Source organism: Micromonospora thermarum, from assembly GCF_012034245.1.
GTDB classification, from domain to species: Bacteria; Actinomycetota; Actinomycetes; order Mycobacteriales; family Micromonosporaceae; genus Micromonospora; species Micromonospora thermarum.
In genome coordinates, this window is record NZ_JAATEO010000009.1 from 76,005 (window position 1) to 100,957 (window position 24,953).

Annotated in this window: 23 protein-coding genes and 2 pseudogenes; 15 read left to right on the top strand and 10 right to left on the bottom strand. The window is 73.9% G+C overall.

Annotation, left to right across the window (positions count from 1 at the left end; translation table 11 throughout):
* The first annotated feature begins 680 nt into the window (after positions 1-680).
* Both HCJ94_RS29595 and HCJ94_RS10495 read left to right on the top strand, forming a co-directional pair.
* Positions 681-1,487, top strand: coding sequence for a zinc ribbon domain-containing protein (locus tag HCJ94_RS29595; RefSeq protein ID WP_205801021.1), 807 nt, complete (start codon positions 681-683; stop codon positions 1,485-1,487).
* A 24-nt stretch (positions 1,488-1,511) separates the two neighbouring features.
* Positions 1,512-2,372 carry a helix-turn-helix domain-containing protein gene (locus tag HCJ94_RS10495; protein WP_168000786.1) on the top strand — a complete coding sequence of 287 codons (861 nt, stop codon included), beginning with the start codon at positions 1,512-1,514 and terminating at the stop codon, positions 2,370-2,372.
* Between the two features lie 117 nt (positions 2,373-2,489).
* Here the strand turns inward: HCJ94_RS10495 and HCJ94_RS10500 are convergent, their stop codons facing one another.
* Positions 2,490-2,783, bottom strand: a complete 294-nt coding sequence (locus tag HCJ94_RS10500) for an antibiotic biosynthesis monooxygenase family protein (RefSeq protein WP_168000787.1) — start codon at positions 2,781-2,783, stop codon at positions 2,490-2,492.
* Positions 2,784-2,885: 102 nt separating this feature from the next.
* Here HCJ94_RS10500 and pnuC point away from each other — a divergent pair, with 102 nt between their 5' ends.
* From pnuC to HCJ94_RS10515, 3 genes are all read left to right on the top strand, one after another.
* Positions 2,886-3,539, top strand: coding sequence for a nicotinamide riboside transporter PnuC (gene pnuC, locus HCJ94_RS10505; RefSeq protein WP_168000788.1), 654 nt, complete (start codon positions 2,886-2,888; stop codon positions 3,537-3,539).
* The gene (locus HCJ94_RS10510) at positions 3,536-4,684 is read left to right on the top strand and encodes an AAA family ATPase (protein WP_309227216.1); all 1,149 of its coding nucleotides are present in this window, start codon (positions 3,536-3,538) and stop codon (positions 4,682-4,684) included. Before pnuC ends, HCJ94_RS10510 begins: the two co-directional genes overlap by 4 nt.
* 322 nt (positions 4,685-5,006) lie before the next feature.
* Complete coding sequence (locus tag HCJ94_RS10515; RefSeq protein WP_168000789.1) at positions 5,007-6,005, top strand: TerC family protein; 999 nt, start codon at positions 5,007-5,009, stop codon at positions 6,003-6,005.
* A gap of 59 nt (positions 6,006-6,064) precedes the next feature.
* Here the strand turns inward: HCJ94_RS10515 and HCJ94_RS10520 are convergent, their stop codons facing one another.
* Together HCJ94_RS10520 and HCJ94_RS10525 are read right to left on the bottom strand one after the other, a co-directional pair.
* Positions 6,065-6,979 carry a C40 family peptidase gene (locus HCJ94_RS10520; RefSeq protein ID WP_168000790.1) on the bottom strand — a complete coding sequence of 305 codons (915 nt, stop codon included), beginning with the start codon at positions 6,977-6,979 and terminating at the stop codon, positions 6,065-6,067.
* Positions 6,980-7,038: 59 nt separating this feature from the next.
* Complete coding sequence (locus HCJ94_RS10525) at positions 7,039-8,136, bottom strand: mandelate racemase/muconate lactonizing enzyme family protein (protein WP_168000791.1); 1,098 nt, start codon at positions 8,134-8,136, stop codon at positions 7,039-7,041.
* A 112-nt stretch (positions 8,137-8,248) separates the two neighbouring features.
* On the opposite strand from HCJ94_RS10525, the gene HCJ94_RS10530 reads away from it, so the two are divergent.
* On the top strand, positions 8,249-9,046 hold the full coding sequence (locus HCJ94_RS10530) for a tyrosine-protein phosphatase (protein WP_168000792.1): 798 nt from the start codon (positions 8,249-8,251) through the stop codon (positions 9,044-9,046).
* Here the strand turns inward: HCJ94_RS10530 and HCJ94_RS10535 are convergent.
* The 3 genes from HCJ94_RS10535 to typA form a co-directional block, all read right to left on the bottom strand.
* The gene (locus HCJ94_RS10535) at positions 9,015-9,710 is read right to left on the bottom strand and encodes a lysoplasmalogenase (protein ID WP_168000793.1); all 696 of its coding nucleotides are present in this window, start codon (positions 9,708-9,710) and stop codon (positions 9,015-9,017) included. The genes HCJ94_RS10530 and HCJ94_RS10535 overlap by 32 nt on opposite strands.
* Before the next feature lie 157 nt (positions 9,711-9,867).
* On the bottom strand, positions 9,868-10,737 hold the full coding sequence (locus tag HCJ94_RS10540) for a serine hydrolase (protein WP_168000794.1): 870 nt from the start codon (positions 10,735-10,737) through the stop codon (positions 9,868-9,870).
* A gap of 109 nt (positions 10,738-10,846) precedes the next feature.
* Entirely contained in the window at positions 10,847-12,715 is a 1,869-nt protein-coding gene (typA, locus tag HCJ94_RS10545; RefSeq protein ID WP_168000795.1) for a translational GTPase TypA, read from the bottom strand.
* A gap of 136 nt (positions 12,716-12,851) precedes the next feature.
* Here typA and HCJ94_RS10550 point away from each other — a divergent pair.
* Both HCJ94_RS10550 and HCJ94_RS10555 read left to right on the top strand, forming a co-directional pair.
* Positions 12,852-14,255, top strand: a pseudogene (locus HCJ94_RS10550) (DedA family protein); the annotation flags it as partial.
* 201 nt (positions 14,256-14,456) lie between these two features.
* Positions 14,457-14,924, top strand: a complete 468-nt coding sequence (locus HCJ94_RS10555; protein WP_168000797.1) for a lytic transglycosylase domain-containing protein — start codon at positions 14,457-14,459, stop codon at positions 14,922-14,924.
* Positions 14,925-14,966: 42 nt separating this feature from the next.
* Here the strand turns inward: HCJ94_RS10555 and HCJ94_RS31450 are convergent.
* Positions 14,967-15,302, bottom strand: a pseudogene (locus HCJ94_RS31450) (hypothetical protein); the annotation flags it as partial.
* Between the two features lie 270 nt (positions 15,303-15,572).
* Between HCJ94_RS31450 and HCJ94_RS10565 the strand changes: the two are divergent.
* The 4 genes from HCJ94_RS10565 to HCJ94_RS10580 all read left to right on the top strand — a co-directional run bounded on the left by HCJ94_RS10565 (position 15,573) and on the right by HCJ94_RS10580 (position 20,027).
* Positions 15,573-16,079, top strand: a complete 507-nt coding sequence (locus HCJ94_RS10565; protein WP_168000884.1) for a MarR family winged helix-turn-helix transcriptional regulator — start codon at positions 15,573-15,575, stop codon at positions 16,077-16,079.
* 7 nt (positions 16,080-16,086) lie between these two features.
* Positions 16,087-17,748 (top strand): CocE/NonD family hydrolase, encoded by a 1,662-nt coding sequence (locus tag HCJ94_RS10570; protein WP_168000798.1) that lies wholly within the window; start codon positions 16,087-16,089, stop codon positions 17,746-17,748.
* A gap of 160 nt (positions 17,749-17,908) precedes the next feature.
* Positions 17,909-18,763, top strand: a complete 855-nt coding sequence (locus HCJ94_RS10575) for a hypothetical protein (RefSeq protein ID WP_168000799.1) — start codon at positions 17,909-17,911, stop codon at positions 18,761-18,763.
* Between the two features lie 58 nt (positions 18,764-18,821).
* Positions 18,822-20,027, top strand: a complete 1,206-nt coding sequence (locus HCJ94_RS10580) for an MFS transporter (RefSeq protein ID WP_168000885.1) — start codon at positions 18,822-18,824, stop codon at positions 20,025-20,027.
* A 45-nt stretch (positions 20,028-20,072) separates the two neighbouring features.
* On the opposite strand, the gene HCJ94_RS10585 is transcribed toward HCJ94_RS10580, so the two are convergent.
* Complete coding sequence (locus HCJ94_RS10585; RefSeq protein ID WP_168000800.1) at positions 20,073-20,276, bottom strand: cold-shock protein; 204 nt, start codon at positions 20,274-20,276, stop codon at positions 20,073-20,075.
* 186 nt (positions 20,277-20,462) lie between these two features.
* Between HCJ94_RS10585 and HCJ94_RS10590 the strand changes: the two genes are divergently transcribed.
* Positions 20,463-21,140 carry a class I SAM-dependent methyltransferase gene (locus tag HCJ94_RS10590; RefSeq protein WP_168000801.1) on the top strand — a complete coding sequence of 226 codons (678 nt, stop codon included), beginning with the start codon at positions 20,463-20,465 and terminating at the stop codon, positions 21,138-21,140.
* Positions 21,141-21,233: 93 nt separating this feature from the next.
* Positions 21,234-21,836 carry a DedA family protein gene (locus tag HCJ94_RS10595; RefSeq protein ID WP_168000802.1) on the top strand — a complete coding sequence of 201 codons (603 nt, stop codon included), beginning with the start codon at positions 21,234-21,236 and terminating at the stop codon, positions 21,834-21,836.
* Between the two features lie 197 nt (positions 21,837-22,033).
* On the opposite strand, the gene HCJ94_RS10600 is transcribed toward HCJ94_RS10595, so the two are convergent.
* Both HCJ94_RS10600 and HCJ94_RS10605 read right to left on the bottom strand, forming a co-directional pair.
* Positions 22,034-22,687 (bottom strand): MBL fold metallo-hydrolase, encoded by a 654-nt coding sequence (locus HCJ94_RS10600; protein ID WP_168000803.1) that lies wholly within the window; start codon positions 22,685-22,687, stop codon positions 22,034-22,036.
* A gap of 7 nt (positions 22,688-22,694) precedes the next feature.
* Positions 22,695-23,411, bottom strand: a complete 717-nt coding sequence (locus HCJ94_RS10605; RefSeq protein ID WP_168000804.1) for a maleylpyruvate isomerase family mycothiol-dependent enzyme — start codon at positions 23,409-23,411, stop codon at positions 22,695-22,697.
* 300 nt (positions 23,412-23,711) lie between these two features.
* On the opposite strand from HCJ94_RS10605, the gene rsgA reads away from it, so the two are divergent.
* Complete coding sequence (gene rsgA / locus HCJ94_RS10610) at positions 23,712-24,791, top strand: ribosome small subunit-dependent GTPase A (RefSeq protein ID WP_168000805.1); 1,080 nt, start codon at positions 23,712-23,714, stop codon at positions 24,789-24,791.
* Positions 24,792-24,953: the final 162 nt, after the last annotated feature.

The following is a 24,953-nucleotide window of genomic DNA, read 5'->3' on the forward strand; positions in this document are numbered from 1 at the left end:
CCGCCGCGCTTGCGACGGACGAGTTGTTCGGCGAGCTCGGTGGCTCAAAAGGGTGGACCTTGGCGACGGGTGGGGAACAGTGAGCGTCATCCGGATCGCCTACTCGGCCGGTCTGAACCCCGGTAAGTACGCGGCGCTGGTGGAGCAGGCGCGCCGGCTGGGTCGGGTGCGCAGCGAAGTATGGCAGCGCTTCGGCTCGATTGGCGGGGTCGGGTCGGGGCTGAGGGACCGGCAGGTGCGGGACCGCTGGCTGGCTGACGGCACGCATCAGCGGTTCGGTGTGCTGGCGAACGCGTGGAAGGAAACCGTCCGCGACGCGATGGCCGACATCGCGGCGAACCTGGCGGCGGCCAAGGTCGAGGTGAGGCGGGCGATCCTGCGGCGGACCGGGGATCCGGCCGAGCGCAAGCGCATGCTCACAGCGCTGAAGACCCACACGTGGGCGGACGACCCGTTCCTGGCCCGACGGATGCGCAAGCACTGGAGGCGAGGCAAGAACCGCACCCACGATCAGATCGTCGTGCGCGCCGACCAGCACCACAGCTTCGCTGACGAGCGCGGCCATCTGTGGCTGGCCGTTCCCGGCCTCGAACGCCGCAAGATGGTCAGAATTCCGCTGTCCACGACTGTCGCTCCAACCGGCACGCTGCGGCTGATCTTGCGCGGCGGCCGGGTTCGAGGTGCACTACCAGATCGACGCATTCCAGATGCGGTCGTCGCGGCGACCGTGCGGTGCCCGGATGATCGGGGTCGACAAGGGCTACACCGAAGCCCTGACCGACTCCGAGGGCGAGCACCACGGCACCCGCCTCGGGACGCTACTCGCTGCCGAGTCGGACCGGGGGAAGGAGCGGAACCGGCGTCGGGCGAAGCTGCGGTCGATAGCCAACAACGCCGCTCGCCGCGGCGACCACGCGAAAGCGCATCGGATCACAGTCAACAACCTCGGGCAGGTGAAGCGGGACCGGCAAGCGGCCCGTCACCGGGCGCAGGTCCGTACGGAGATCTTCACGGCCGTGCACCGGGTCGTCGACAAGGCCGCGACGGTGGTCGCCGAAGACCTGACCAAGAGCTTCGCCGGGCGCAAGAGGCTTGGCAAGAACGTCAACCGTCGCCTCGCCGCGTGGACCAAAGCGATCACCGCCGAGGCGCTGGCGAACGTGTCGGAGCGCAGAGGTTCTGCGTTCGTGCACGTCAATGCCGCCTACACCGCACAAGCCTGTCACCGCTGCGGCCGGCTCGGCCGCCGCGACGGGGACCGGCTTCACCGCACCGTGTGCGGGGTGGTGTGGCAGGCCGACGTGAACGCCGCGATCAACATCCCGCGGCGAGCAGGCGACCCCGACATCGCCCTGCACACCCCGCACCAGAGGGTGAGGCAGATCCTGCAGGACAGGACCGACCGCCACCGGACCAGACTGCCGGTCCAGGACTCCAGACCGGCCCCGCCGAGCGGAGAGCGAATCATCCCAACTGCTCAGCATTGAGCAACCAGTAGGAAGCAGGCGGGAATGCCGTTGCCAACAAGTCCGGTCATCCGACGCGCGCGACTCGGTGCCGAGCTGCGTCAACTGCGCCGACGGGAGGCACTCACCCTCGAGCAGGTCTGCGACCGGCTCGGCTGGGCCTCCACCTCCAAGCTGTCCCGTATCGAGCTCGGCCAGAGCCGTCCGGACCTGGCCGACGTGCTGGACCTGCTCGACGTCTACCAGGTGCCACCGGCGCAGCGGGACGCGCTCATCGTCATCGCCCGGGACGCCGCCACGAGCCGGGGCTGGTGGCGGGCGCTGGGTGAGATGGGGGAGCGGCAGCGCACGTACGCGGAGCTGGAGGCCGGCGCGGCGAGCATCGTGGACTGGCAGCCCGCCGTCGTGCCGGGGCTGCTCCAGACCCCGGCGTACGCGCGGCTGCGGGTCACCGCCGGCCACCTGGTGGACCCGACCGTGGACGTCGAGGCGGACGTCCGGGCCCGGCTGATCCGGCACGACGTGCTGCGGCGGGAGGACCCACCCCGCTACACGGCGCTCCTCGCCGAGGCGGTGTGCGAGGTCGGCGACACACCGCCCGAGGTGTGGCGCGAGCAGCTCCGGCACCTCGTCGACCTGGCCGAGCTGGCGAACGTGACGATCCGCCTGCTGCCCCGCGACCGGTCTCCCCGCGGCGGGGTGCGGCCGCTCACGCCGTACTCCTGCTACTCGTTCCCGGATCCGGCCGACCCCCGCACGGTGATGCTGGAGGCGCTGACCACTGATGTCCGGCTGGTCGCCCCGGCCGATGTGGAGCGGTACGAACGGCTCACCGGGTGGCTGCTGGAGGCCGCGTTGACACCGGAGGAGACGGTCGCGGCGCTGGGCCGGCGGCTCGCTGACTGACGTCGGTGACGGGTTGACGGCGGCACGGCGCGGCCGACCGGGCCCGGCGCCCCCGAGCCCGTCGGGACCGGCGGCCGGCGCGTGCGGACAGCACGATAGGCGGCGGGTACGACAGTGTCAGGCGGGCACGTCGACGAAGTGCTCGACCAGCGGCGGGTTGGCGAAGTGCGGGCCGATCAGCTCGCGCCACCGGGTGAACCGCTCGCTGTTGCGGAAGTTCTCGGTGTGCGCCTCGACCGAGTCCCACTCGACCAGCAGCACGAACCGCGACGGCGACTCCACGCCGCGGGTCATCCGCACCGACCGGCAGCCGGGCGTGCCGGCGAGCACCGGATGCCCCTTCGCGTACGCGGCGGCGAACTCGTCCTCGTGTCCCGGCAGCACGTCGATCAACGCGACCTCAAGCACCATGTGGGGCAGCCTCGCACGGCGGCCGGCGTGGCGTTCGCGGCGGGGCGGCTTCCCGCCGGCTGGACGGCTCTCTAGGGTGATCGCGCGGGAGAGGGGAGAGGCATGATCGACTGGCTCACCGGCGCGGCGTTCAGCGTGGGGGGCACGCCGACGACCTGGGCCGAGCTGCTGGGCTTCGCCACCGGGGTGCTCACCGTCTGGCTGGTGGCCCGCCAGCGGATCGCGAACTGGCCGCTCGGCATCGCGAACGTGCTGCTGCTGATGCTTCTCTTCTGGACCGCCGGCCTGTACGCCGACGCCGCGCTCCAGGTGGTCTACGTCGGACTGGGCCTGTACGGGTGGTGGGCCTGGCTCTTCGGTGGGGAGCGGCGGACCCGGCTCGCCGTGAGCCGGACGGGCCGTGGCGAGTGGTGGGCCCTCGCCGCCGTCGGGGCGGCGCTGACCGCCGCGATCTGGCTGCTGCTGGACCGGGCCACCGACTCGACGGTGCCGCTGCCGGACGCGTTGACCACGGCGCTGTCGTTGCTGGCGACGTACGGCCAGACCCGCAAGCGGGTGGAGAGCTGGTGGCTGTGGATCACCGCCGACCTGATCTACGTCCCGCTCTACGCCTACAAGGGCCTGCACCTGACCGCCGCGCTCTATGTCGTCTTCCTCGGGCTGTGCGTGCTGGGGCTGCGCGAGTGGCGTGCCGACCTGCGGCGCGGGGCGGCGGCGACGCCGGTGCCGCCCGGCCCGGCCCCGGTCGCCGCGTGACCGCCGCCGACGCGGCACACCACGGGACGGCCGCGGTCGTCGGCCCGCAGGCGCGACGCGGGATCGACTTCCGGCACGGCCTGGTGGTCGGGAAGTTCTACCCGCCGCACGCCGGACACCACGCGCTGATCGACGCCGCCGCCGCCCGCTGCGCCGCCGTCACCGTGGTGGTGGCACCCTCGCGCCGGGAGTCGATCCCGCTCGACCTGCGGCTGGCCTGGCTGCGTGAGGCGCACGCGGGCACGCCCTGGGTCCGTTTCGTCGGGACGTACGACGACCATCCGGTGGACTACGCCGATCCGGCGGTCTGGGACCTGCACTGCGCGGTGTTCCGCGCCGCGCTGGGCGGGGACCGGGTCGACGCGGTCTTCTCCTCCGAGGCGTACGGCGAGGAACTGGCGCGGCGGTTCGACGCCGTACCCGTCGGTGTCGATCCGGACCGGCGGACCGTGCCGGTCTCCGGCACCGCGGTGCGCGCGGACCCGGCGGGGCACTGGGACCGCCTCCACCCGGCGGTGCGGGCGTGGTTCGTCAGGCGGGTGGTCGTGGTGGGCGCCGAGTCGACGGGGACGACCACGATGGCCGCCGCGCTCGCCGCGCACTTCGGCACCGGGTGGGTGCCGGAGTACGGGCGGGAGCTGACCGCGCGCAAGCTCGCCCGGCTGCGCCGGGAGCGGCCCGCGGCCACGGTGTTCGACGTGACCTGGGGCCGGGACGACTTCGTCGAGGTGGTGCGGGAGCAGCAGGCCGCCGAGGACGCGGCCGCGCGGTCGTCGGGCCCGCTGCTGTTCTGCGACACCGACGCGCGGGCCACCGCGGTGTGGGAGGAGCGCTACCTCGGCGCCGCCTCCCCGGAGGTGCGTGCGGCGGCCCGCCGTCCGGCGCTGTACCTGCTCACGGACCACGTCGGGGTGCCTTTCGACGACGACGGCCTGCGCGACGGGGAGCACCTGCGGGCGTGGATGACCGACCGGTTCCGGGCCGAGCTGGCCGGCTGCGGGGTGCCCGTGGTCGAGCTGACCGGCCCGCACGAGCGGCGGTTGGCGGTGGCGGTCGCCGCCTGCGCCGACCTGCTGGCGGCTGGCTGGGAGCTGGCCGACCCGCTGCTCCCCGCGCCGCCGGGAGACTCAGGGCTAGCCTCCTAGGAAGCCATACGCGGTGTGGCCCCCCCGCCTATTCCCGCGCCGAATGGTGGGGAGGGACACCGAACGCCCAAGGTGCGGTCACTGACCGCAGTGGGTGAGAATGGTGGTTGAGGAGGGGAGTATTCCCCTGCGACGGAGTCGTCAGCACGGTCGACCGCCGGCCCCCCCGGTGGCGCGACCCGGCCCCGTCGGTCGCCGTCCCATCCGGGGACGGCGGCGGAAGAGACCTCCGACAGTCACCAGAGTCAGCGTCACCGGCTCACCGCGCTTCGTGAGGGCGTACGGTGTGCCGGACGTTGCGTGTCTGCCGGAGGAATGAACCTTGGACGTGTCCGGAGTGGTGTGGGCGGGGACGCTCGTCGCACTCACCGCCATCCTGCTCGTCGACCTTTTGATCATCGGTCGGCGCCCGCACGAGCCCAGTGTGCGCGAGTCGAGCATGTGGGTCGGCTTCTACGTCGCCCTCGCTCTGATCTTCGGCGCCGGTGTCTGGCTCGCCTCGGGGCCGAGCGCGGCGGGCCAGTTCTACACGGGCTGGCTGACCGAGTACAGCCTCTCGGTGGACAACCTCTTCGTCTTCGTGATCATCATGGCCCGCTTCGGCGTGCCGCGGCAGTACCAGCAGAAGGTGCTGCTGATCGGCATCGTGCTCGCGCTGGTCATGCGTGGCGGCTTCATCGCCGCCGGTGCGGCCCTGATCTCCCAGTTCTCCTGGGTCTTCTACATCTTCGGCGCGTTCCTCATCTACACCGCCGTGAACCTGGCCCGGCAGGGCGAGCCGGACGAGGACGAGTTCACCGAGAACGTGCTGATCCGCTGGAGCCGCCGGGCGCTGCCCATCTCGCGGGACTACGACGGCGCGAAGCTCACCACGCACGAGAACGGCCGCCGCCTGTTCACGCCGATGCTGATCGTGATGATCGCGATCGGCACGACCGACCTGATCTTCGCGCTCGACTCGATCCCGGCGATCTTCGGTATCACCCAGGAGCCGTACCTGGTGTTCACCGCGAACGTGTTCGCGCTGATGGGTCTGCGGCAGCTCTACTTCCTGCTCGGCGGCCTGCTGGACCGCCTGATCTACCTCAGCTACGGCCTCGCGGTGGTGCTCGGCTTTATCGGCGTGAAGCTGGTGCTGGAGGCCCTCGCGGACAACAACCTGCCGTTCATCAACGGCGGCGAGCACGTCGCCTGGGCCCCGCACATCCCGATCTGGCTGTCGCTGACGGTCATCCTCGGCACCCTGCTGGCGGCCACCGTGGCGAGCCTGGTCAAGTCGTCCCGGGACCGCCGCCGGGAGCTGGTCAAGGCCCGCGGCTGAGACGTCGGTGACGGCGGGGGCGCTCCGGTGGGGGTGCCCCCGCCGTCGTTCGTACGGGGTCAGACCCGGTGGGCGCCGACCAGGGTGGCGGTGCGGTCGGCGGGCAGCCGCTCCTCCAGGACGCGCCGCTGCCGGTAGCAGGCGTGCAGCATGCGACGGTCGTCGCCGGGGCGCGGGTCGGCGGTGACGATGCCGATGTGGTGGATGCCCCGCCCGGGGCGGGCGAAGAAGTAGAGGTCGCCGGGGCGCTCACTGCCGGGCGGCAGGGGCGTGGTGGCGGTGGCCTGGTCGTCGGCGTCGCGGGGCAGCCGTACGCCGAAGCGCCGCCAGGCCAGGTGGACCAGGCCCGAGCAGTCGATGCCGTACGTGGAGACGCCGCCCCAGACGTACACGACGTCGAGCAGGCGGCGGGCGACCGCGAGCGCCTCCGCGGCCGTGGGGGCGGCGTCCGGAACGGCGGCGGTGTGCCGGTCGGGGATCCACAGTGGCGCGTCGTGGCCGGGGGCGTGCACCGGTCGCCAGCCGTCCACGACCGGGCCGGCGGTGGCCAGCCGGGTGCCGAGGACGACGCCGGGCAGCCGGACCGGGCCGTCGGGCGTGGCGTGCAGGGCGGTGACGGTGGCGTCCACGACGAGCGGGTCGGTGTCGGGGAGCGCGGTCGCCGGGGTGAGCTGCCCGGCCGGGAGCCAGCCGGGGTAGCCGCGCGGGTCCAGCTTGGCGGGCTGTTCCACGGCGACGACGTGCGCCCAGCCGCCCGGACGTAGCTCGGTCACGAGCACCCGCTCGCCGAGGAGGAGCTGGCTGAGCACGCAGTCGCCGACCTGCTGGTCGGCGTCCATGCCGGCGATCCAGGCGGCGATGTCGGTGCGGGGGGCGAGGGCGGGGCGGTCGACCGTGCGTACCGCCTCGGGCGAGGCCCACAGGGTGGCGACGCCGACCCGGACGACGGCCTCGCGGCCCGCTTGCAGCTCCACGGTCCACCCCCAGGTCGCGCCGCCCGCTGCCGCGACCCTATGAAAATTTCCGCCAGAGATCAACCGCGTGGCTGAACCTTTACTTCAGCCAGTGCCTCGATCCCGAGGCCCGGGGCGTCGGGCAGGACCACCGACGCGCCCTCGTACCGGGGGCCGCCGCGCACCGGCGACCAGGCCAGCCACCACGCCGCGTCCAGGTCCGGGACGGCCGTCGTGCCGTACGCGGCGGCCAGGCTGGCCGCCGCGCCGATGCCGACCTGGGTCTCCATCATGGACCCGACCACCGTGCCCATGCCATGGGCGACGGCCAGGTCGAGCAGCGTACGGGCGGCGTGCAGGCCGCCGCACTTGGCGAGCTTGACGTTGACCAGGTCGGCGGCGCGCCGGCGGATCACCTCCACCAGGTCCCGGGCGCCGAAGACCGCCTCGTCGGCGAGGATCGGCGTGGACACGCGCTCGCTGACCCAGGCCAGGCCGTCCAGGTCCCACCGGGGGACCGGCTGCTCCACCAGTTCGACGTCCAGTCCCGCGTCCTCGATGCCCCGGATCACCCGGACGGCGTCGCGGGGCGTCCACCCCTGGTTGGCGTCGAGCCGGATGCGGACCCCCGCGCCGACCGCGGAGCGGACCGCCCGGACGCGGTCCAGGTCGCCGGCGGCGTCCGTGCCGACCTTGAGCTTGAGCACGTCGAAGCCCTCGGACCGCCGCGCCCGGGCGGCGGCCGCGAGGTCCACCGCGTCGCCGGCGGCGAGCGTGACGTCCGTCGGGACGCGCAGGGCCGTGCCCCCGAGCAGCCGCACCAGCGGTACGCCGAGCCGCCGGGCGGCCAGGTCGTGCAGGGCGACGTCGACGGCCGACTTGGCGGCCTCGTTGCCGGCGACGGCCCTCCCCACCTCGGTGCACCGGGCCACCAGGTCGTCCGGGGTCCGACCGGTGAGCAGCGGGCCGAGCACCTCGCGGACACACGCCTCGGAGCCGGCCACCGACGCCCCGGTCACCTGCCACACCTGCGGGGCCTCGCCGAAACCGCGGCGCCCGTCGGCGTCGACGACCTCCACGACGAGGGTGTCGACCGTGGTGGTGCGGCGCAGCGCGGTGACGAACGGGGTGTGCAGGGGCGCGGAGAGCCGGTGGGTGCGTACCGCGGTGATCGTCATGTCGGGCACCCTATAGGGGGACGGGCAGGCGATGGGGAGGCCGGATGAGCGAGCGAATCACGCACAGCCCACTGGTGCCGCGGGGCGCCGCCGCGCGCGGTGGGGCGGCGGCATGAGGGCACGGGAGTGGGATCTGGTGGGCGCGCCGAACGCGCGTGACCTCGGCGGACTGGTCGGGGCGGACGGGCGGCGGGTGCGCCGCGGGGTGCTCATCCGCACCCCGGCGCTGGGCCGGTTGACCGACGAGGACCTGCCGGTGCTGGCGAAGTTGGGGCCGTCGTGCGTGGTGGATCTGCGGGACGCCTCGGAGCAGGCGGTCGCCCCGCCGGACCGGCTGCCGGGGGACCCGCGGGTGGTGCACCTGCCGGTGCACGACGCGGCGCACCCGGTCTTCACGTACGTGTCCGCGGTGCTGCTGGGGCACGACCTCGGGGCGTACGCGGAGCTCGCCGTGCAGGGCACGCCGGCGGCGATGGCGGCGATCTACCGGTGGTTCGTGACCGGGGAGTCGGCGCGGGTCGGGTTCGGCACGGCCGTGCGGCTGGCGGCCGAGGCGGACAATCTGCCGCTGCTCTACCACTGCTCGGCGGGCAAGGACCGCACCGGCTGGCTGACGGTGGTACTGCTGCATGCGCTCGGGGTGGACGAGGCGACGATCCGCGCCGACTACCTGGCCAACAACCCACTGACGGAGAGCCTGCGCGAGGTGATCCTGACCGCGATGCACCGGCGGCAGCCGGAGCTGGACGTCGACGCGGTACGCCCGGTGCTGGAGGTCCGCGACGAGTACCTCGACGCCGCGTACGAGGAGGTGCGGCGGGTGCACGGGTCGTTCGGGGCGTACCTGCGGGACGGGCTCGGGGTGAACGACGACCTGGTCACGGCGCTGCGGGCGCGGCTGCTGGAGTGACCGGTGCGGGAGCGGTGGGGCGGGCGGCCCAGCCGGTGACGATGAGGGCCTGACCGGCCGCGTAGGTGGCCATCACCCAGATGGGCGGGCCGGGCAGGGTTCCCACCTCGGCGACGCCGGTGGCGATGAGCAGGTCGGAGCCGAGAAAGAGCGCGCCGCCGAGGCCGACCCGCCAACCGTGCGCGGCGGCGGTGCTCGCCATGGTGGCCAGGGCCACCGCGTACCCGGCGACCGGGATCGCCAGGCCGGCGTCGCTCAGCCCCGGCCACATCCAGGCGAGGGCGGCGACGGTCAGCACGGCGTACCCCAGGGGGACGAAGACCAGCGGCGGGCGGCGCAGCGCGGCGGCGGCGCCGCCCCGGGTGAAGGCCTTGATGTAGCAGACGTGCGCGGCGAGGAACAGCGCCATCCCGGCGAGGAAGGCCGCGTCGCCGTCGCCGAGCAGCGCGACGTCGCCGCCGGTGGAGAAGGCCAGCGCGGCGAGGACCAGCCGGTCGGGCTGGGCGCCGCGGTCGGTGCCGGCCCGCCAGAGGTACGCGGCGAGCAGCGGCATCAGCAGCGGCTTGGTCAGCAGTTCACCGGTGGCGCTGCCGGTGGCGTTGGCGAGCAGGTTCGCGGCGGTCACGACGGCGAACGCGGCCAGCAGGACACGACGGGACGGCATGGGTGCTCCTCGCGGCGGGGTGGGCAGCAGCGTAGGCGGCACCGGGGCGCCCCGGCCAGCATCACTCCCCGCGATCTTGCACTTTCTGCCCGGACATGAGTCGCATACGCCGCGAATCGAGGGCCGAAACTGCATGATCGCGGGGGTTGGGCGGGGGCTATTCCGCGACGAGGTGGTGGCGGGCGTTCCAGACTTCGCGGGAGATGCGGGCGATGAGGCGGCAGGCGTCGTCCTCGATCTCCTCGCCGCTCGGTCCGCCGTCGGCGAGGTCGGTGGTGGTGCAGACGGCGATGACGTACGGGGGCGCGTCGTCGGGGTGGACGACGCCGGCGCCGTGGCGGACGCCGTGGACCCAGCCGTTCTTGTGGGCGATGCGCGTGCCGGCGGGCAGGCCGGCGGCGAGGTCCTCGCGGTGCTCCTGGGCGGTGAGGGTGTCGAGCATCGCGACGCAGCTCTCCGGCGCGGCCAGCGGGCCGGGCCGGGCGGTGCCGCGGGCCAGGCCGCCGAGGAGGGCGGCCAGGTCGGCGGCGGTGACCAGGTTGGTGATGCCGGCGTCGCGGGCGGCGAAGTCCTCGATGCCGCGGCCGGTGACGCTGTGCCGGGCTCCGGCGCGGGCCCAGACGTCGGCCACGGCCGGCAGGCCGACGTGGGCGATGACCAGGTTGGTGGCGAGGTTGCTGGAGCGGGTGATCATGCGCTCGGCGAGCCAGCGCAGGGGTGCGCTGCCGCCGGCCCGGGCCCAGACGGCGTCGTCGTTGTCGTAGTGCTGCGCGCAGGAGAAGCGGGGCGCACCGGGCAGCGCGGAGTCGAACTCGTTGCGGACCGGGACGGGGGCGTCGAGGTCGACGCGGCCCGCCTCGGCGGCGCGGTGCAGCGCCACCAGGACGGCGACCTTCATCGTGCTGGCCGCGTAGTGGGTCGCGTCCGCGTGCCGGGTCCAGGTGGGAGGCGCGTCGAGGCGGGCCACGTACGCGGACACGGTGCCGGGCACCCGGTCGAGGTGGGCGTCGAGCCCGTCGAAGATCACCCGCCGAGGGTAGCGGTGCGAACGGGCCCCGCACCACGACGGACGCGGTGCGGGGCCCCTTGCGGCGCTCGGGGTCTGTCCTGCCGACAGATGACCGGCAGGGCAGACCCTAGCCGGCGTGCTTGCGGCGGGCGGCGGTGCGCGCCCGCCGCGTCTGGTCGAGCACCACCTTGCGGATGCGGACCGCCGCCGGGGTCACCTCGACGCACTCGTCCTCGCGGCAGAACTCGAGGGCCTGCTCCAGCGACAGCTTCCGCGGCGGGATCAGCTTCTCGGTCTCGTCCGCCGTGGAGGAGCGCATGTTGGTGAGCTTCTTCTCCTTGGTGATGTTGACGTCCATGTCGTCGGAGCGGGAGTTCTCCCCGACGATCATGCCCTCGTACACCTCGGTGCCGGGCTCGACGAAGAGCTGGCCGCGCTCCTGCAGGTTGGTCATGGCGAACGCGGTGACGGCGCCGGACCGGTCGGCCACCAGGGAGCCGTTGTTGCGGGTCCGCAGCTCGCCGAACCACGGCTCGTACGACTCGAAGACGTGGTGCAGGATGCCGGTGCCCCGGGTCTCGGTGAGGAACTCGGTGCGGAAGCCGATCAGGCCGCGGGCCGGGACCAGCCACTCCATGCGGATCCAGCCGGTGCCGTGGTTGACGAGCTGCTCCATCCGGCCCTTGCGGGTGGCGAGGAGCTGGGTGATCGCGCCCAGGTACTCCTCCGGGGCGTCGATGGTCAGCCGCTCCACCGGCTCGCAGGTCTTCCCGTCGATCTCCTTCGTGACGACCTGCGGCTTGCCGACGGTCAGCTCGTACGACTCGCGGCGCATCTGCTCGACCAGGATCGCCAGGGCCAGCTCACCGCGGCCCTGCACCTCCCAGGCGTCGGGGCGCTCGGTGGGCAGCACCCGCAGCGAGACGTTGCCGATCAGCTCCTTGTCGAGGCGGTCCTTGACCATCCGGGCGGTGACCTTGGCGCCCTTGACCCGGCCGACCAGCGGCGAGGTGTTGGTGCCGATGGTCATCGAGATGGCCGGCTCGTCGACGGTGATCAGCGGCAGCGGCTGCGGGTCCTCGGCGTCGGCGAGCGTCTCACCGATCATGATCTCCGGGATGCCGGCGACGGCGATGATGTCGCCCGGCCCGGCGGACTCGGCGGGCTTGCGCTCCAGGCCCTCGGTCATCAGCAGCTCGGAGATGCGGACCCGCTGGGTGCTGCCGTCGGTGCGGCACCAGGCCACCGTCTGGCCCTTGGCGATCGTGCCCTGCCGCACCCGGCACAGCGCGAGCCGGCCCAGGAACGGCGAGGCGTCGAGGTTGGTGACGTGCGCCTGGAGCGGCGCCGCCTCCTCGTACGCGGGCGGCGGGATCGTGTCGAGCAGGGTGCGGAACAGCGGCTCCAGGTTGTGGCTGTCCTGCGGGACCGACCCGTCGGCGGGCTGGGTCAGCGAGGCGATGCCGTCGCGGGCGCACGCGTAGACGATCGGGAAGTCGATCTGCTCCTCGTCGGCGTCCAGGTCGAGGAAGAGCTCGTACGTGTCGTCCACGACCTCCTTGATCCGGGCGTCGGGGCGGTCCACCTTGTTGATCACCAGGATGATCGGCATCCGGGCCTTGAGCGCCTTGCGGAGCACGAACCGGGTCTGCGGCAGCGGGCCCTCGCTGGCGTCGACCAGCAGCACGACGCCGTCGACCATGGTGAGGCCGCGCTCCACCTCGCCGCCGAAGTCGGCGTGCCCGGGAGTGTCGATGATGTTGATGGTGACCGGGTCGGACCCGTCCGCCGGCATGTACCGCACGCCGGTGTTCTTGGCGAGGATGGTGATGCCCTTCTCCCGCTCGAGGTCCATCGAGTCCATGACCCGCTCGGTCACCTCACCACGGGCGCCGTAGGCGCCGGCCTGCCGCAACATGGCGTCGACCAGGGTCGTCTTGCCGTGGTCGACGTGGGCGATGATGGCGACGTTGCGGAGGTCGGTGCGAAGCTGCATACCCTCCATACTCTCCTGTCTGCGGTTGCCGGGGTCGCGTCGGGGTCAACCCCCAGATGGCCCGGGTCTCTGGTAAAACTTGTGTCCCAGCCGTTCACACGGCTGGCATGCTGACCCTCGTGTTCATGGGGGCCAGATGCACGACCTGCTGACCGCACTGCAGGGTCTGCCACCCCTGCTGATCTACCTGGTCGCCGCCCTGATCGTCGCGGCGGAAACCGCCGTGATCTTCGGACTGCTGGTGCCGGGCGAGGCGACCCTGCTGCTGGTCGGCTTCCTAGCGTACGCGGGGACGTTACGGCTCGGCCCTGCGCTGCTGGTGATGGTGGCCGCAGCCGTGACCGGCGACACACTCGCCTTCCGCGCCGGCCGCCGGTACGGGCCGCGGCTGCGCGCGAGCCGCTTCGGCGCCCGGGTCGGTCCGGAGCGGTGGAGCCGGGCGGACGCGATGCTCGGCCGGCTGGGCGGCCGGGGGGTGTTCACCGCCCGCTGGGTGGCCTTCGCCCGGACCCTGGTGCCCCGGCTGGCGGGGGCGGCGAACATGCCGTACCGGCGGTTCGCGTCGTGGAACCTGGCCGGGGTGGTGACCTGGGTCGGTGGGTCGGTGCTCGCCGGCAACCTGGCCGGCGAGTCGTACGAGACGGTGTCGCACCTGCTGGGCCGGGCCACCGGCGCGGTGCTGGTGCTGCTCGGCGCGGTGGTCGCGGTGCTGCTGGCGGGGCGCTGGCTGGGCCGCAACCCGGACCCGGTACGGGCGCTGCTGGCCCGGGCGGGCGCACTGCCCCCGGTGCGCTGGCTCACCGGCCGGTACGGGGTGCTGTTCTTCCTGCTCGCCATGCACATCGGGCCCGGCTGGACGCTGCTGCTCAACCTGGCCGCCGGCCTCCTGCTGCTCTTCCTGGCCGGGCTCGCCGTCGCCTGGGTGCTGGGCGCCGTGGTCCGCCACAGCGGCCTGGCGGTGGTCGACGGCGCGATCGCCGACTGGTTCGCGGCCCGCCGCACCCCGGAGGCCGTCGACGTGACGCTCACGGTGGTGTCGGTGCTGCGCGGGCCGGTGCTGATCGTGGTGGTGGCGGTGGTGGCCGCGGTGCTGGCCTGGCGGCACCGGCCCTGGCAGGCCGACCTGCTCAGCGTGCTCGGCACCGCCGGCGCGTTCGTGCCGCTGGTGGTGCTCGCGGCGGCCGCCGATCTGGCCCGGCCGGACGAGTCCGGGCCGCCGGTCCTGTTCCCGACGCAGGACGCGGTGGTCACCGCGAGCCTATGCACCCTCGCGTGGCTGCTGTCCCGGGGCGCGCGCTGGCCGGTGGCGGTCGCCGCGTGGACGGTCGCCGCCGCCGGGGTCGTCGGCGTCGGCGGCGCGCGGCTCTACCTGGGCCTGAGCACGGGCAGCAGCGCCCTCACCGGGCTCCTGCTGGGGGTGGCCTGGACGGCGGTGTTCATGGTGGCGTGGGCGACCCGCGACCGGGCGGTCGGCGTGGCCCCGCCGGCCGCCGACCCGCCCGGGGCCGTCGACGCGCCGCCCGCACGAGGCGTCGAGGGCGCGGCGGTCGTCGGCGTGCCGGGGGATGCCGTCGCGGGGGCACCGGCCGCCGGTGCCGCGGCGCGGCCGGAGCAGGCGGGGGGCGGCTCGCCGGGCGCCCGGGCGACCGCCGCGGCCACCAGGCCGGATGCCCACGCGCCGGCCGCCGACCGGCCCAACGACGCTTGACCCGACGGGTCGACGTCGACGCCGGCGGCCCGCGTGCCGTCCGTCACGGGGCGGCGGCGGTCCGCTCCCGACATCCGGATCCCGCTGCCCCTGGTGAAGGCGACCGCCTGGCAGGAGAGCGGCTGGCAGTCGAACATCGTCGCCTGCGACGGCGGCATCGGGCTGATGCAGGTGATGCCCGCGACGGCCGACTGGATGAACCAGCGGTTCGGGCGGAGCTACGACGTGCGCGACTACCGCGACAACGCCTACCTCGGCGCCAACTACCTGGCCTGGCTGACGAAGTACATCGGCGACATGTACTTCGAGGCCGACTACCGACTGGACCCGGGCCTGTGCACCACCGAGCTTGACTCGTGCCTGCTCAACGCGGTGATCGCCGCGTACAACTACGGGCACGGCGCGGTCGCCCGCGAGGGGGAGCCGCTCACCATCCCCAACCCGCAGTACGTGCGCAACGTCCGCGCCCTCATGACCGAGTGCGTCTGCCTCACGTACTGAGGGGTTGCGGCCCGGTCGCCACAACCCGTCAGGACCGTACGGTCAGTCGTGCGCGGTGACCGGCTCCCGCGGTGCCGGCGCCTGCGCCCCGGCCTCCCGCCGGACGCGGCCCGGCCACCAGAACCGGTCGCCGAGCACGAACGCCAGCGCCGGCACGAGGACCGTCCGCACGAGCAGCACGTGGTCGAAGAGCAGCCAGGCCGCCCCGAGGCTGGCGAAGAACGACGCGATGACGGTGAGCACGAGCAGCGCCGGGGCGAGCAGGCCGCGCAGCAGCAGCCGGTCGACGGTGTCGGCGACCTGCTCCTGGCCCCCGGCGGTGGACAGCGGCACGGCGACCAGCGCGACCGTTCCGTCCGGGGAGAACTGCGGGGGAGCGACCTGCCCGCCGACGGCGAACCGGCTCAGGTCGCCGGTCCGGGCGGCGGCCGCTTCCCGGTCGGCGGCGGTGAGCGGCCCGCCGTCGGGCGCGGCTGGCGACGACCAGGGCCGGCTGGACGTTTCCTCACGGGGCTGGACGGGAAACCGCTCGACAGCCACGAATGTCACTGCCATCGAGTATCTCGATAACCGAGATTATCGACCGCTGAGTTATGCTGCAACCGGACCCAGGACGAGGAGATGCGGCGGGACGTGGCAGGTCACGGCATGTACCGGCGGCGCGACACGCGGCGTGAGCAGCTGGTCGCGGATATCACCAACAACCTCCGGCGGTACGCGGTGGACGCCCAGCACGTCGGCCACGCCTTCGCCGGGCTGCACGGTCTCGGGGCCACCGACCTGCAGGCCCTGATCGCGGTCATGGACGCCGAGCTGCACGGCGACCCCATCACCCCCGGCCGCCTCGGCGAGCAGCTCAACCTGTCGTCCGGGTCGGTCACCGCGCTGATCGACCGGCTGGAGCGCGGCGGCCACATCCGGCGCGACCGGAACGCCACCGACCGGCGCAAGGTCCTGCTGCACTACGCCGACCAGGGCGCCGCCGTGGCCATGGAGTTCTTCCAGCCGCTCGGGCGGCGCACCGACGCGGTGATGGCCGACTTCACCGACGACGAGCTGGAGACCGTTCACCGGTTCATGACGGCGATGAGCGCCACGGTCCGGGAGCACCGCGACGCCGTACGCGCCGAATCACCGCGACGGACGAACGGCTGACCCGGTCGTGCTCACGGCGCTGGCGACCCGGCTGGCCACGGCGGCCCTGCGGCTGCCACCACCCCGGACCCGGCGGGTCACCCTGACCCGCGACATCCCCGTCCGGGTCCGTGACGGCGTCGCCCTGCGCACCGACCACCACGCGCCGGACCTGCCGGGCGCCCCCACCGTGCTGATCCGCACCCCGTACGGGCGCGGGGGCCCGATGCGCCTGCTGGGCCGGCTCGCCGCCGAGCGGGGATACCACGTGGTGATCCAGTCCTGCCGGGGCACGCACGGCTCCGGCGGCCTGTTCGACCCGCTCGTCCACGAGCGCGACGACGGTCTCGACACCCTCGACTGGCTGCGCCGCCAGCTCTGGTGGAGCGGTGCGTTCGGCATGTTCGGTGCCAGCTACCAGGGCTTCGTCCAGTGGGCCCTCGCCGCCGACGCGGGGGACGAGCTGCGCGCGATGGTCGCGGTCGTGACCGCCTCCGGCACGCGCGACTCGACGTACGCGGGGGAGTCCTTCGCCCTGGACACCGTGCTCACCTGGGCGGAGCTGCTCCAGGCGCAGACCGTGCCCTGGCTCGCGCGGCAGTGGGAACTCAAGCGCGGGCAGCCCCGGCTCGCCGCGGCGCTCGCGCACCTGCCGCTGGCCGAGGCGGACCGGGTGGCCACCGGCGTCACCGTGCCCTTCTTCCAGGAGTGGCTGCGCCACCACACCCCCGACGCCGCGTACTGGCGCACCCGGGTCTTCGGGGACCGTCTGGCGGAGGTCCGTGCTCCCGTCGCCATGATCAGCGGCTGGCACGACATCTTCCTGCCGGCGCAGCTGCGTGACTTCGCGGCGCTGCGCGCCGCCGGCGCCCGACCCCGGCTCACCGTCGGGCCGTGGACGCACGGGAGCCCCGGGCTCTTCGTGGCCGCCCTGCGCGACGGTCTCGACTGGCTCGACGAACACCTCGGTGGCCGGCCGGCGCCGGGACGGACCCCGGTGCGGGTGCACGTCGGCGGAGCCGGCGGCGGGTGGCGCGACCTGCCGGACTGGCCGCCACCCGCGACGCCGACCACGTGGCACCTTCACCCGTACGGAGAGCTGAGCACCGCGCCGCCGGTGGAGTCGGCCTCCGACGGCTTCTGGTACGACCCGGCCGACCCCACTCCGTCGCTGGGCGGCCCGCTGCTCGTCGCCCAACGGGCCGGACCGGTGGACAACCGTCCCGTCGAGGCCCGCCCGGACGTGCTGACCTGGACCAGCGCCGTCCTGCCGGCCCCGGTGGAGGTCGTCGGGCCGGTCCGGGCGGAGGTCTTCGTCCGAAGTGACCTGCCCCACCTCGACGTCTTCGTGCGACTGTGCGACGTGGACGCGCGGGGCCGGTCCTGGAACGTGTGCGACGGGCTGGTGCGGGTGACCCCGGACGGGTTCCGCGCCGACGGGACCGGCGCCGTCCGGGTGCCGGTGGAGCTGTGGCCCGCGGCGCACCGGTTCGGGGCCGGTCACCGGCTGCGCGTGCAGGTCTCCGGCGGCGCGCACCCCCGGTACGCGCGCAACCCCGGCACCGGCGAACCCCTCGGTACGGCGATCACTCTGCGTGCCGGATGGCGGGAGATCCTGCACGACCCCCGGCATCCGTCCGCCGTCGTGCTGCCCACTGTCCACTCCGGCTCACCGCTTCCTCCACGGTAAACAGTGTCGCTCTGAGCTGGGCGTTTGCCCTCCGTACGAGTTATGGTTGGGCCACGCCCGGCGCTGTGCGCACCTCGGCCGGGCCCGCTCGCGAAGCCCCCACACCACGTACGCGGTGTCACCGTCGTGCCCGGCCCCCGACCATCCGCAAGGGGGACCCATGACGCGGGCTCCGGAAAACCTCCTGGCCCTCCGCGGCCTGCTCCTCGCCCACCTCAACGTCGACCCGAAGACCGTCCGGAGCCAGGACCTCGAACCGGCCGAGGTCGGCATCGTCGGCGACAGCAACCACCGGGGCGGCTACCACTGCGGATCCGACCGGGTGGTGGCGAACGACTACTCGGTCGTCGAGTCGCCGCGGGACTCGTCGGGGCTGACCCTCGACGCCGCCGCGCTCGACGTCGGGCTCTTCCAGGTCGGCTCCGGCGGCGGTACGCACACCCTGCGCACCTTCTCGGTCTGGTGCGTCCAGCAGTGCGTCGCCAACGCCCCGGATGCCCGGGACATCCGCGAGATCATCTACAGCCCGGACGGCCGGACCGTCCGCCGGTGGGACCGGCTCGGCCGGCGTACCACCGGCGACAACTCCCACCTGTGGCACACCCACTTCAGCTTCTTCCGCGACTCGATCAAGGCGGGCCGGGACCAGACCCCCCTGTTCCGCCGCTACCTCGCCAGCATCGGACTCCTGGAGGACGACATGCCGCTCACCGACGCCGACCAGCCCATCATCAAGGCCGCCGTGCACAACACCCCGATCGGACGCTCCGGCGTCACCATCGGAGAGGTCCTGGACCAGGTGCGCATGCTGCCCGGCCAGGTGGAGGCGCTCCGGAACCAGCTCACCCAGCTCGCGGCGCGCGACTTCACTGACGAACCCGCGATCATCCAGGGGGTCCTCGCCGGCCTCACCCCGGAGAAGATCGCCGCGGCGATCCCCCCGACCCTCGCCAAGCAGGTGGCGGACGAGCTGGCGCGCCGCCTGAGCGTCGGCGCGGCCGGGTCGACGGTTTAGCAATAGCCATTGCGCAAGAGCGGGCGTACGGGGACTGCGGCACGAGCGCGACTTCCGCCTGCTGTGGATCGGGCACGCGGCCAGCAGCGTCGGCAGCAACGTGACCGTGGTGGCGCTGCCGCTGGTGGCCGTCGCCGTGCTGGACGCCACCCCGTTCGCCGTCACGGTCCTGACCGCGGCCGCGTGGCTGCCGTGGCTGCTGGTCGGTCTGCCCGCCGGGGCCTGGGTGGACCGCTTGCCGCGTCGCCCCGTGATGATCGCCTGCGACCTGCTGTCCGCGGCGCTGTTCCTCAGCGTCCCGGTCGCCGCCGGGCTCGGTGTGCTCACCATCGGCCAGCTGCTCGCGGTCGCCCTGGGCGCCGGGCTGGCCAAGGTCTTCTTCGAGACGGCCGATCAGGCCTACCTGCCCGTGGTGCTGCGTCCCGAGCAGGTCCCGGGCGGAAACGCCCGCCTCCAGGCCACCCGGACGGGGAGCTACCTGCTCGGCCCCGGCATCGCCGGTGTGGTCGCGCAGGCCGTGGGCGCGGTGGCCGCGCTCCTGCTGGACGTGGTGAGCTTCCTGCTCTCCGCCCTCTGCCTGTCGCGCATCCGGGTGGACGAGCGCCGCCCCTCGCGTACCCGGGAGAGCCGCTCGCTGCGCCGCGAGATCGCCGAAGGCGTCCGCGTCGTGGCCGGTGACCCGTACCTCCGGGTCCTGACCGTCTTCGGGGCGGCCAGCAACTTCGGCCTGACCGGCTACCAGGCGCTGATGGTGGTCTTCCTGGTCCGCGACGTGCACCTCGCGCCGGGGCTGGTCGGTCTGCTCCTGGCGGCCATGAGCGCCGGCGGGATCGTGGGCGCGGTGCTGGCCACAGCCGTGGGCCGGTGGTGCGGGACGGCGCGCGCCCTGTTGGTGGCCGCGGCGTTCACCGGGCCGCCGGCCCTGCTCATCCCGCTCGCGGCACCCGGCTGGCGGCTGGGGTGCCTGGCCCTCGGCGGCGCCCTGGTGAGCTTCGGGGTCGCGGTCGGCAACGTCCTCAAGGGCAGCTTCCGGCAGACGTACACCCCGCAGCACCTGCTGGGACGCGTCACGGTCAGCATGCAGCTGCTGAACTACGGGACGATCCCCGTCGCCGCCCTCGCCGGCGGCGTGCTCGCCAGCATCCTCGGAGCCGGCCCCGCGATCGCGGTGATGACCGGCTGGTTGGCGCTCACGCCGCTGATCCTGCTCGCCGGTCCGCTACGCCACCGCCGGGACCTGCCGGTGGCGCCGCTCACGGTCTGACCGTGCGCGACGGCGGCCGGGTGCGGCCGCCGTCGCCGCCACGGATCACATCGGACGGACGTTGTCCGCCTGCGGGCCCTTCTGGCCCTGGGTCACCTCGAACTCGACCTTCTGGCCCTCGTTCAGCTCCCGGTATCCGCTCGACTGGATCGCGGAGTAGTGGACGAAGACGTCCGGCCCTCCGCCGTCCTGCTCGATGAAGCCGAAGCCCTTTTCCGCGTTGAACCACTTGACGGTGCCGGTTGCCATGCATCTCTCCCTGTTCCCAAGCAGGCGACCGCGGCCGTAGGCCAATGATCGCCCGGTACCTTCCCGACAGTAACCGCCCAAACCCCGATCTGCCGGGCGAAGTGCCGTAGGCGGTGTGGTGAACTCTCGGAAGCGGGCTCGGCAGACCCGGCGTGGCGGGCCGCCGAGTGCGGCATGCTTGCGTCGGTGAGCCGAGTCGCGACCGCGCTGGTCGACCTGGAACAGGAGATCGACGCGCCCGGCGCCGGTCTGGACCGGCTGTGCCTGGTGCCCACCCCGTTCGTCCCCGAGGTTCGGCTGCACGTCGCCGAGGACCCGATCGTCTGGTGGGCGCGGATGGAGGCCCGCGCGGGACGGGCGCTGCCACCGCCGTACTGGGCGTCGGTCTGGGCCGGCGGTCAGGCGCTCGCCCGCCACCTGCTCGACCACCCCGAGCTGGCCGCCGGTCGCCGGGTCCTCGACCTCGCCGCCGGCTCCGGCCTGGTCGGGATCGCCGCCGCCCTGACCGGCGCGGCCGTGGTCGCCAACGACGTCGACCCGTACGCGGTCGCCGCCGTCACCGTCAACGCCCGGGTCAACCGGGTGGCGGTGCGGGCCACCGGGCAGGACCTGCTCGACACCGCGCCGTCCCCGGTCGACCTCCTGGTCGCCGGCGACGTCCTCTACGACGCGGGGATGGCCGCCCGGGTGCTGCCGTTCCTGCACCGCGCCGCCACCGCCGGCGCCGAGGTACTGGTCGGCGACCCCGGGCGGGGCCACCGGCCGCCGGACGGTCTGGTGGTGGTGGCCGACTACCTCGTGCCGGTCACGGAACCCAGCGTGGGGCCGCCGCTGCGCCGGGTGCAGGTCCTGCGGCCCGGATGACCGGATCAGGGACGACCCCGAGGCGGGGACCAGGGGACGGTGGGGGATCCGACCCGATGTCCCGGGTGGACCGGCGGCCATAGCGTACGTGGCATGGCGGATTGGCTGGCCCAGGTCGGAGAGCTACCCACCACCCTGCTGATGGGGGTGCTCGGGGTGGTGATGATCTTCGACGCCGTACCGCTGCTGGGTGTGCTGGTTCCGGGGGATGTGGCGGTCCTCGCGGCGGTGGGGGTGGGTGGCCCCATCGCCGGCCTGGCCACCTTCACCGCCGTCGTCGCCGGCTGCCTGGCCGGCTGGTCGCTGAGCTTCCTGGCCGGCCGCCGCTGGGGGGACCGGCTGCGGCACAGCAGGGTCGGCGGCTGGATCGGCGAGGAGCGCTGGACCGCGGCGGAGGGGATCCTGCGCCGCGGTGGCGGGCGGATGGTGCTCGTGGCGCCCTTCCTGCCGGTCTTCAACGCGCTGCTGCCGCTGGCGGCGGGCGGGCTGCGGATGTCGTACCGGCGCTTTCTCGGCTGCGCGGCGCTCGGCGCGGCCGCCTGGGCCGGTCTCTACCTGCTGCTCGGCACGGTGGCGCGGTCGCTCGCCGGCCTGCTGCCCGGCGAGCCCAGCCCGCTGGTGGTGACGATGGGGGTCGGCGCCGCGCTGGCCGGCGTCGTGCTGGCGTCGACACGGCGTCGGCTGCTGTCGGTGTGAGTGGTTGCGGTTGCGGATGGGGCCGACCGTGCCTGGTGGTTGCGCTTGGGGGTGGGGCCGACCGTGCCCGGCTCCGGGCGGTCAGGCTTGATCCCTCCGCCGGGCACGGTCGGCCCCACCCTCACGTGGTCCCGGTGTGACCGTCGGTGTCGGTGGGCGGGCGGCGCCGGCCAGGGTGGAGGTTGATCTAAAGGTCGCTACCAGCCGCGGGCTCGCCACTGGGGGAGGGCGGGGCGCTCGGCGCCCAGGGTGCTGTCCTTGCCGTGGCCCGGGTAGAACCAGGTCTCGTCGGGCAGCCGGTCGAACAACTTGTGCTCGACGTCGTCGATGAGCTGGCCGAAGCGCTCCGGGTCCTTGTCGGTGTTGCCGACGCCGCCCGGGAAGAGACTGTCGCCGGTGAAGAGGTGCGGGACGCCGGCCGGGTCGCGGTGGAGCAGGGCGATCGAGCCGGGCGTGTGGCCCCGCAGGTGGATGACCTCCAGCGCGCAGTCGCCGACCGGCACGGTGTCGCCGTCGCCGAGCGTCTCCGCCTCGATCGGCAGCCCGGACGCGTCCTCGGCGTGCACCAGCGCACGGGCGCCGGTCTTGGCCACCACCTCCTCCAGCGCCACCCAGTGGTCCATGTGCTGGTGGGTGGTGACCACCGCCGTGAGCCCGCCGTCGCCGACCAGGTCGAGCAGCCGGGGCGCCTCGTTCGCCGCGTCGATCAGCACCTGCTCGCCGGTGGTCCGGCACCGCAGTAGGTAGGCGTTGTTGTCCATCGGGCCCACCGACAGCTTCGTGATGGTGAGCCGGTCGAGGTCGCGTACGGCCGGCGGGCCGCCGGGCGTGACGTCTCCGGTGTAGGTCATGGGTCGTCTATATCCATTCCGGTGGGGTCGGCAGCGGACCGTCGGGGGTGACCGTGAGCACGGTGCCCGGGCTGCGGCCGATCAGCCAGACGGCGAGTTCCGGGGCCGCGCCGGTCACCGTGGGGGCGGCCGAGCGGTCGCCGACCACGAGTTCGTGCCGGCTGCCGTCGAAGCGCAGGACCATCGGGGGCGCGTCGGGGCGCTCGGCCAGGCCGGTGGCGACCTCGTGCAGGAGCCGGTGGCCGAACGCCTCCGGCCAGTCGGCCGGCCGGTAACCGGCGGCCAGGTCCACGTGGTGCACCTCGATCTCCCGCAACCGCCCCCAGACGAGCATCGCGGCCGGCCAGGGCCCGCGGCGGGTCTCCACGGTGACACCCCACGCCTCCACCGGCATCGCCGCGACCGCCTCGGCGAACCGGTCCGCGGTGCGCCGCAGGTCGTCCAGGTGCGCGGCGGGCGGGCGGGGCGCCCCGGCGTCGATGTCGGCGGTACGGGCGGCCGCGCTCGCGTACATGGGGATCCGTTCCCCGGTGCGTGCGGCGGTCAGCAGGTTGACGAACCCGTCGGCGTTGCGGGCGAGGTGGGCCAGTACGTGGCCCCGCGTCCAGCCGGGCAGCAGGGACGGTGCGGCGAGCTCAGCCTCGTCGAAGGTCGCCGCGGTGCGCAGCAGGCGGGCCGTGGCGTCGTCCACCTCGCCGGTCAGCAGAAGCGGATCCGTGGTCACGTGTCGACCCTATCGGTCGCGGGCCGATGCGTCGCCGGGGTTGTCAACTGTTGCTGGTGGACTAGACGAGTGATTCCGAACTCTGGGTTGAGTGGCGTGGCAGGGTTGACCAGCGCAAGAAGAGAGGGCATCCGATCATGAGCTCACCCCTGCGTCATGAGAGGAACGGAAATCGCTTTCGGCGCGTCGCCGCGCGCCCTACCGTCGGCGTCGAACGCGGCACCGGGAGGTCGGAGGAGGTGGTGATCGTGCCGGTCGGCGCACGCGTGAGCCATCCGAACCCACACCCGTGAGGACGCCATGACCATCGACCTGACCGCCCTCGGCTGGGACGCCGACCGGGCGAGTGACGTACGACGGCGCACCGACCGGCGACCGGGCCGCGTGACCCGGGTCGACCGCGGCGTGTGCACCGTCCTCGGCGTGGACGGGCCGGTCCGCGCCACGCTCGGCGGCGCCGTGCTGGCCGCCGCCGCACACGACCTGACCTGCCTGCCCTGCGCGGGCGACTGGGTGCTGCTCGCCACCTGGCCGGACGGCAACGTCACGGTTGAGGCGGTGCTGCCCCGGCGTACCGCGCTGATCCGCCGTACCGCCGGCAAGGACGCCAGCGGCCAGGTGCTGGCCGCGAACCTGACCGCCGCGGCGGTGGTCGAGCCGGTGCACCCGGAACCGGACATCGGGCGGATCGAGCGCCTGCTCGCCCTCGCCCACGAGTCGGGCGCGCGTCCGCTCGTGGTCCTGACCAAGGCCGATCTGGCCCCCGACCCGGCGGCGTTGGCCCGGCAGATCGCGGCCGTGGCGCCCGGCGTGCCCGTGCTGCCGGTCAGCGCGGAGCGGGGCGACGGGCTCGACCCGCTGCGCGCCGAGGTGGCGCCGGGCCGGACGCTGGGCCTGCTCGGCCCGTCCGGCGCGGGCAAGTCGAGCCTGGTCAACGCCCTCGCCGGGGCGGTGATGATGCCGACGCAGGCGATCCGCCGGGTCGACGGCAAGGGCCGGCACACCACCACGTGGCGGGCGCTGGTCCCGGTGCCGGGCGGCGGGGCCGTGCTCGACACCCCGGGCGTACGTGCGGTGGGCCTGCTCGACGGCTCCGCCGGTCTGGACCGGGCGTTCGCCGACATCGCCGCGCTCGCCACCGGCTGCCGGTACGCGGACTGCGGGCACGACGGGGAGCCGGCGTGCGCGGTCCGGGAGGCGCTGGAGTCCGGGGAGCTGACCGCCCGGCGGTGGGAGAGCTGGCGACGGCTGCAACGCGAGGTGACGTACGAGACGCGGCGGCGCGACGTCCGGCTCGCCGCCGAACGGCGCGGCGGCTGGCGTGGCGCGCGCCGGCGGGCGGGCCGGTCCGCTCGGCCGCCCGCGGCGGGGGACTTCTGACCCGCCGGCACCCGGTGTCCGGCTGCCGGCGGTCCGCCGGACCGGCTTGACCTGGGGGAATGTGCCGGCCGGCGACGTTGTCGTACCTCAGGGCTAGTCTTGCGCAGGCGCGTTCCCGCGCCCGCACAACCGCTCGTACGGGCCGTCGGGCGGACAGATCCA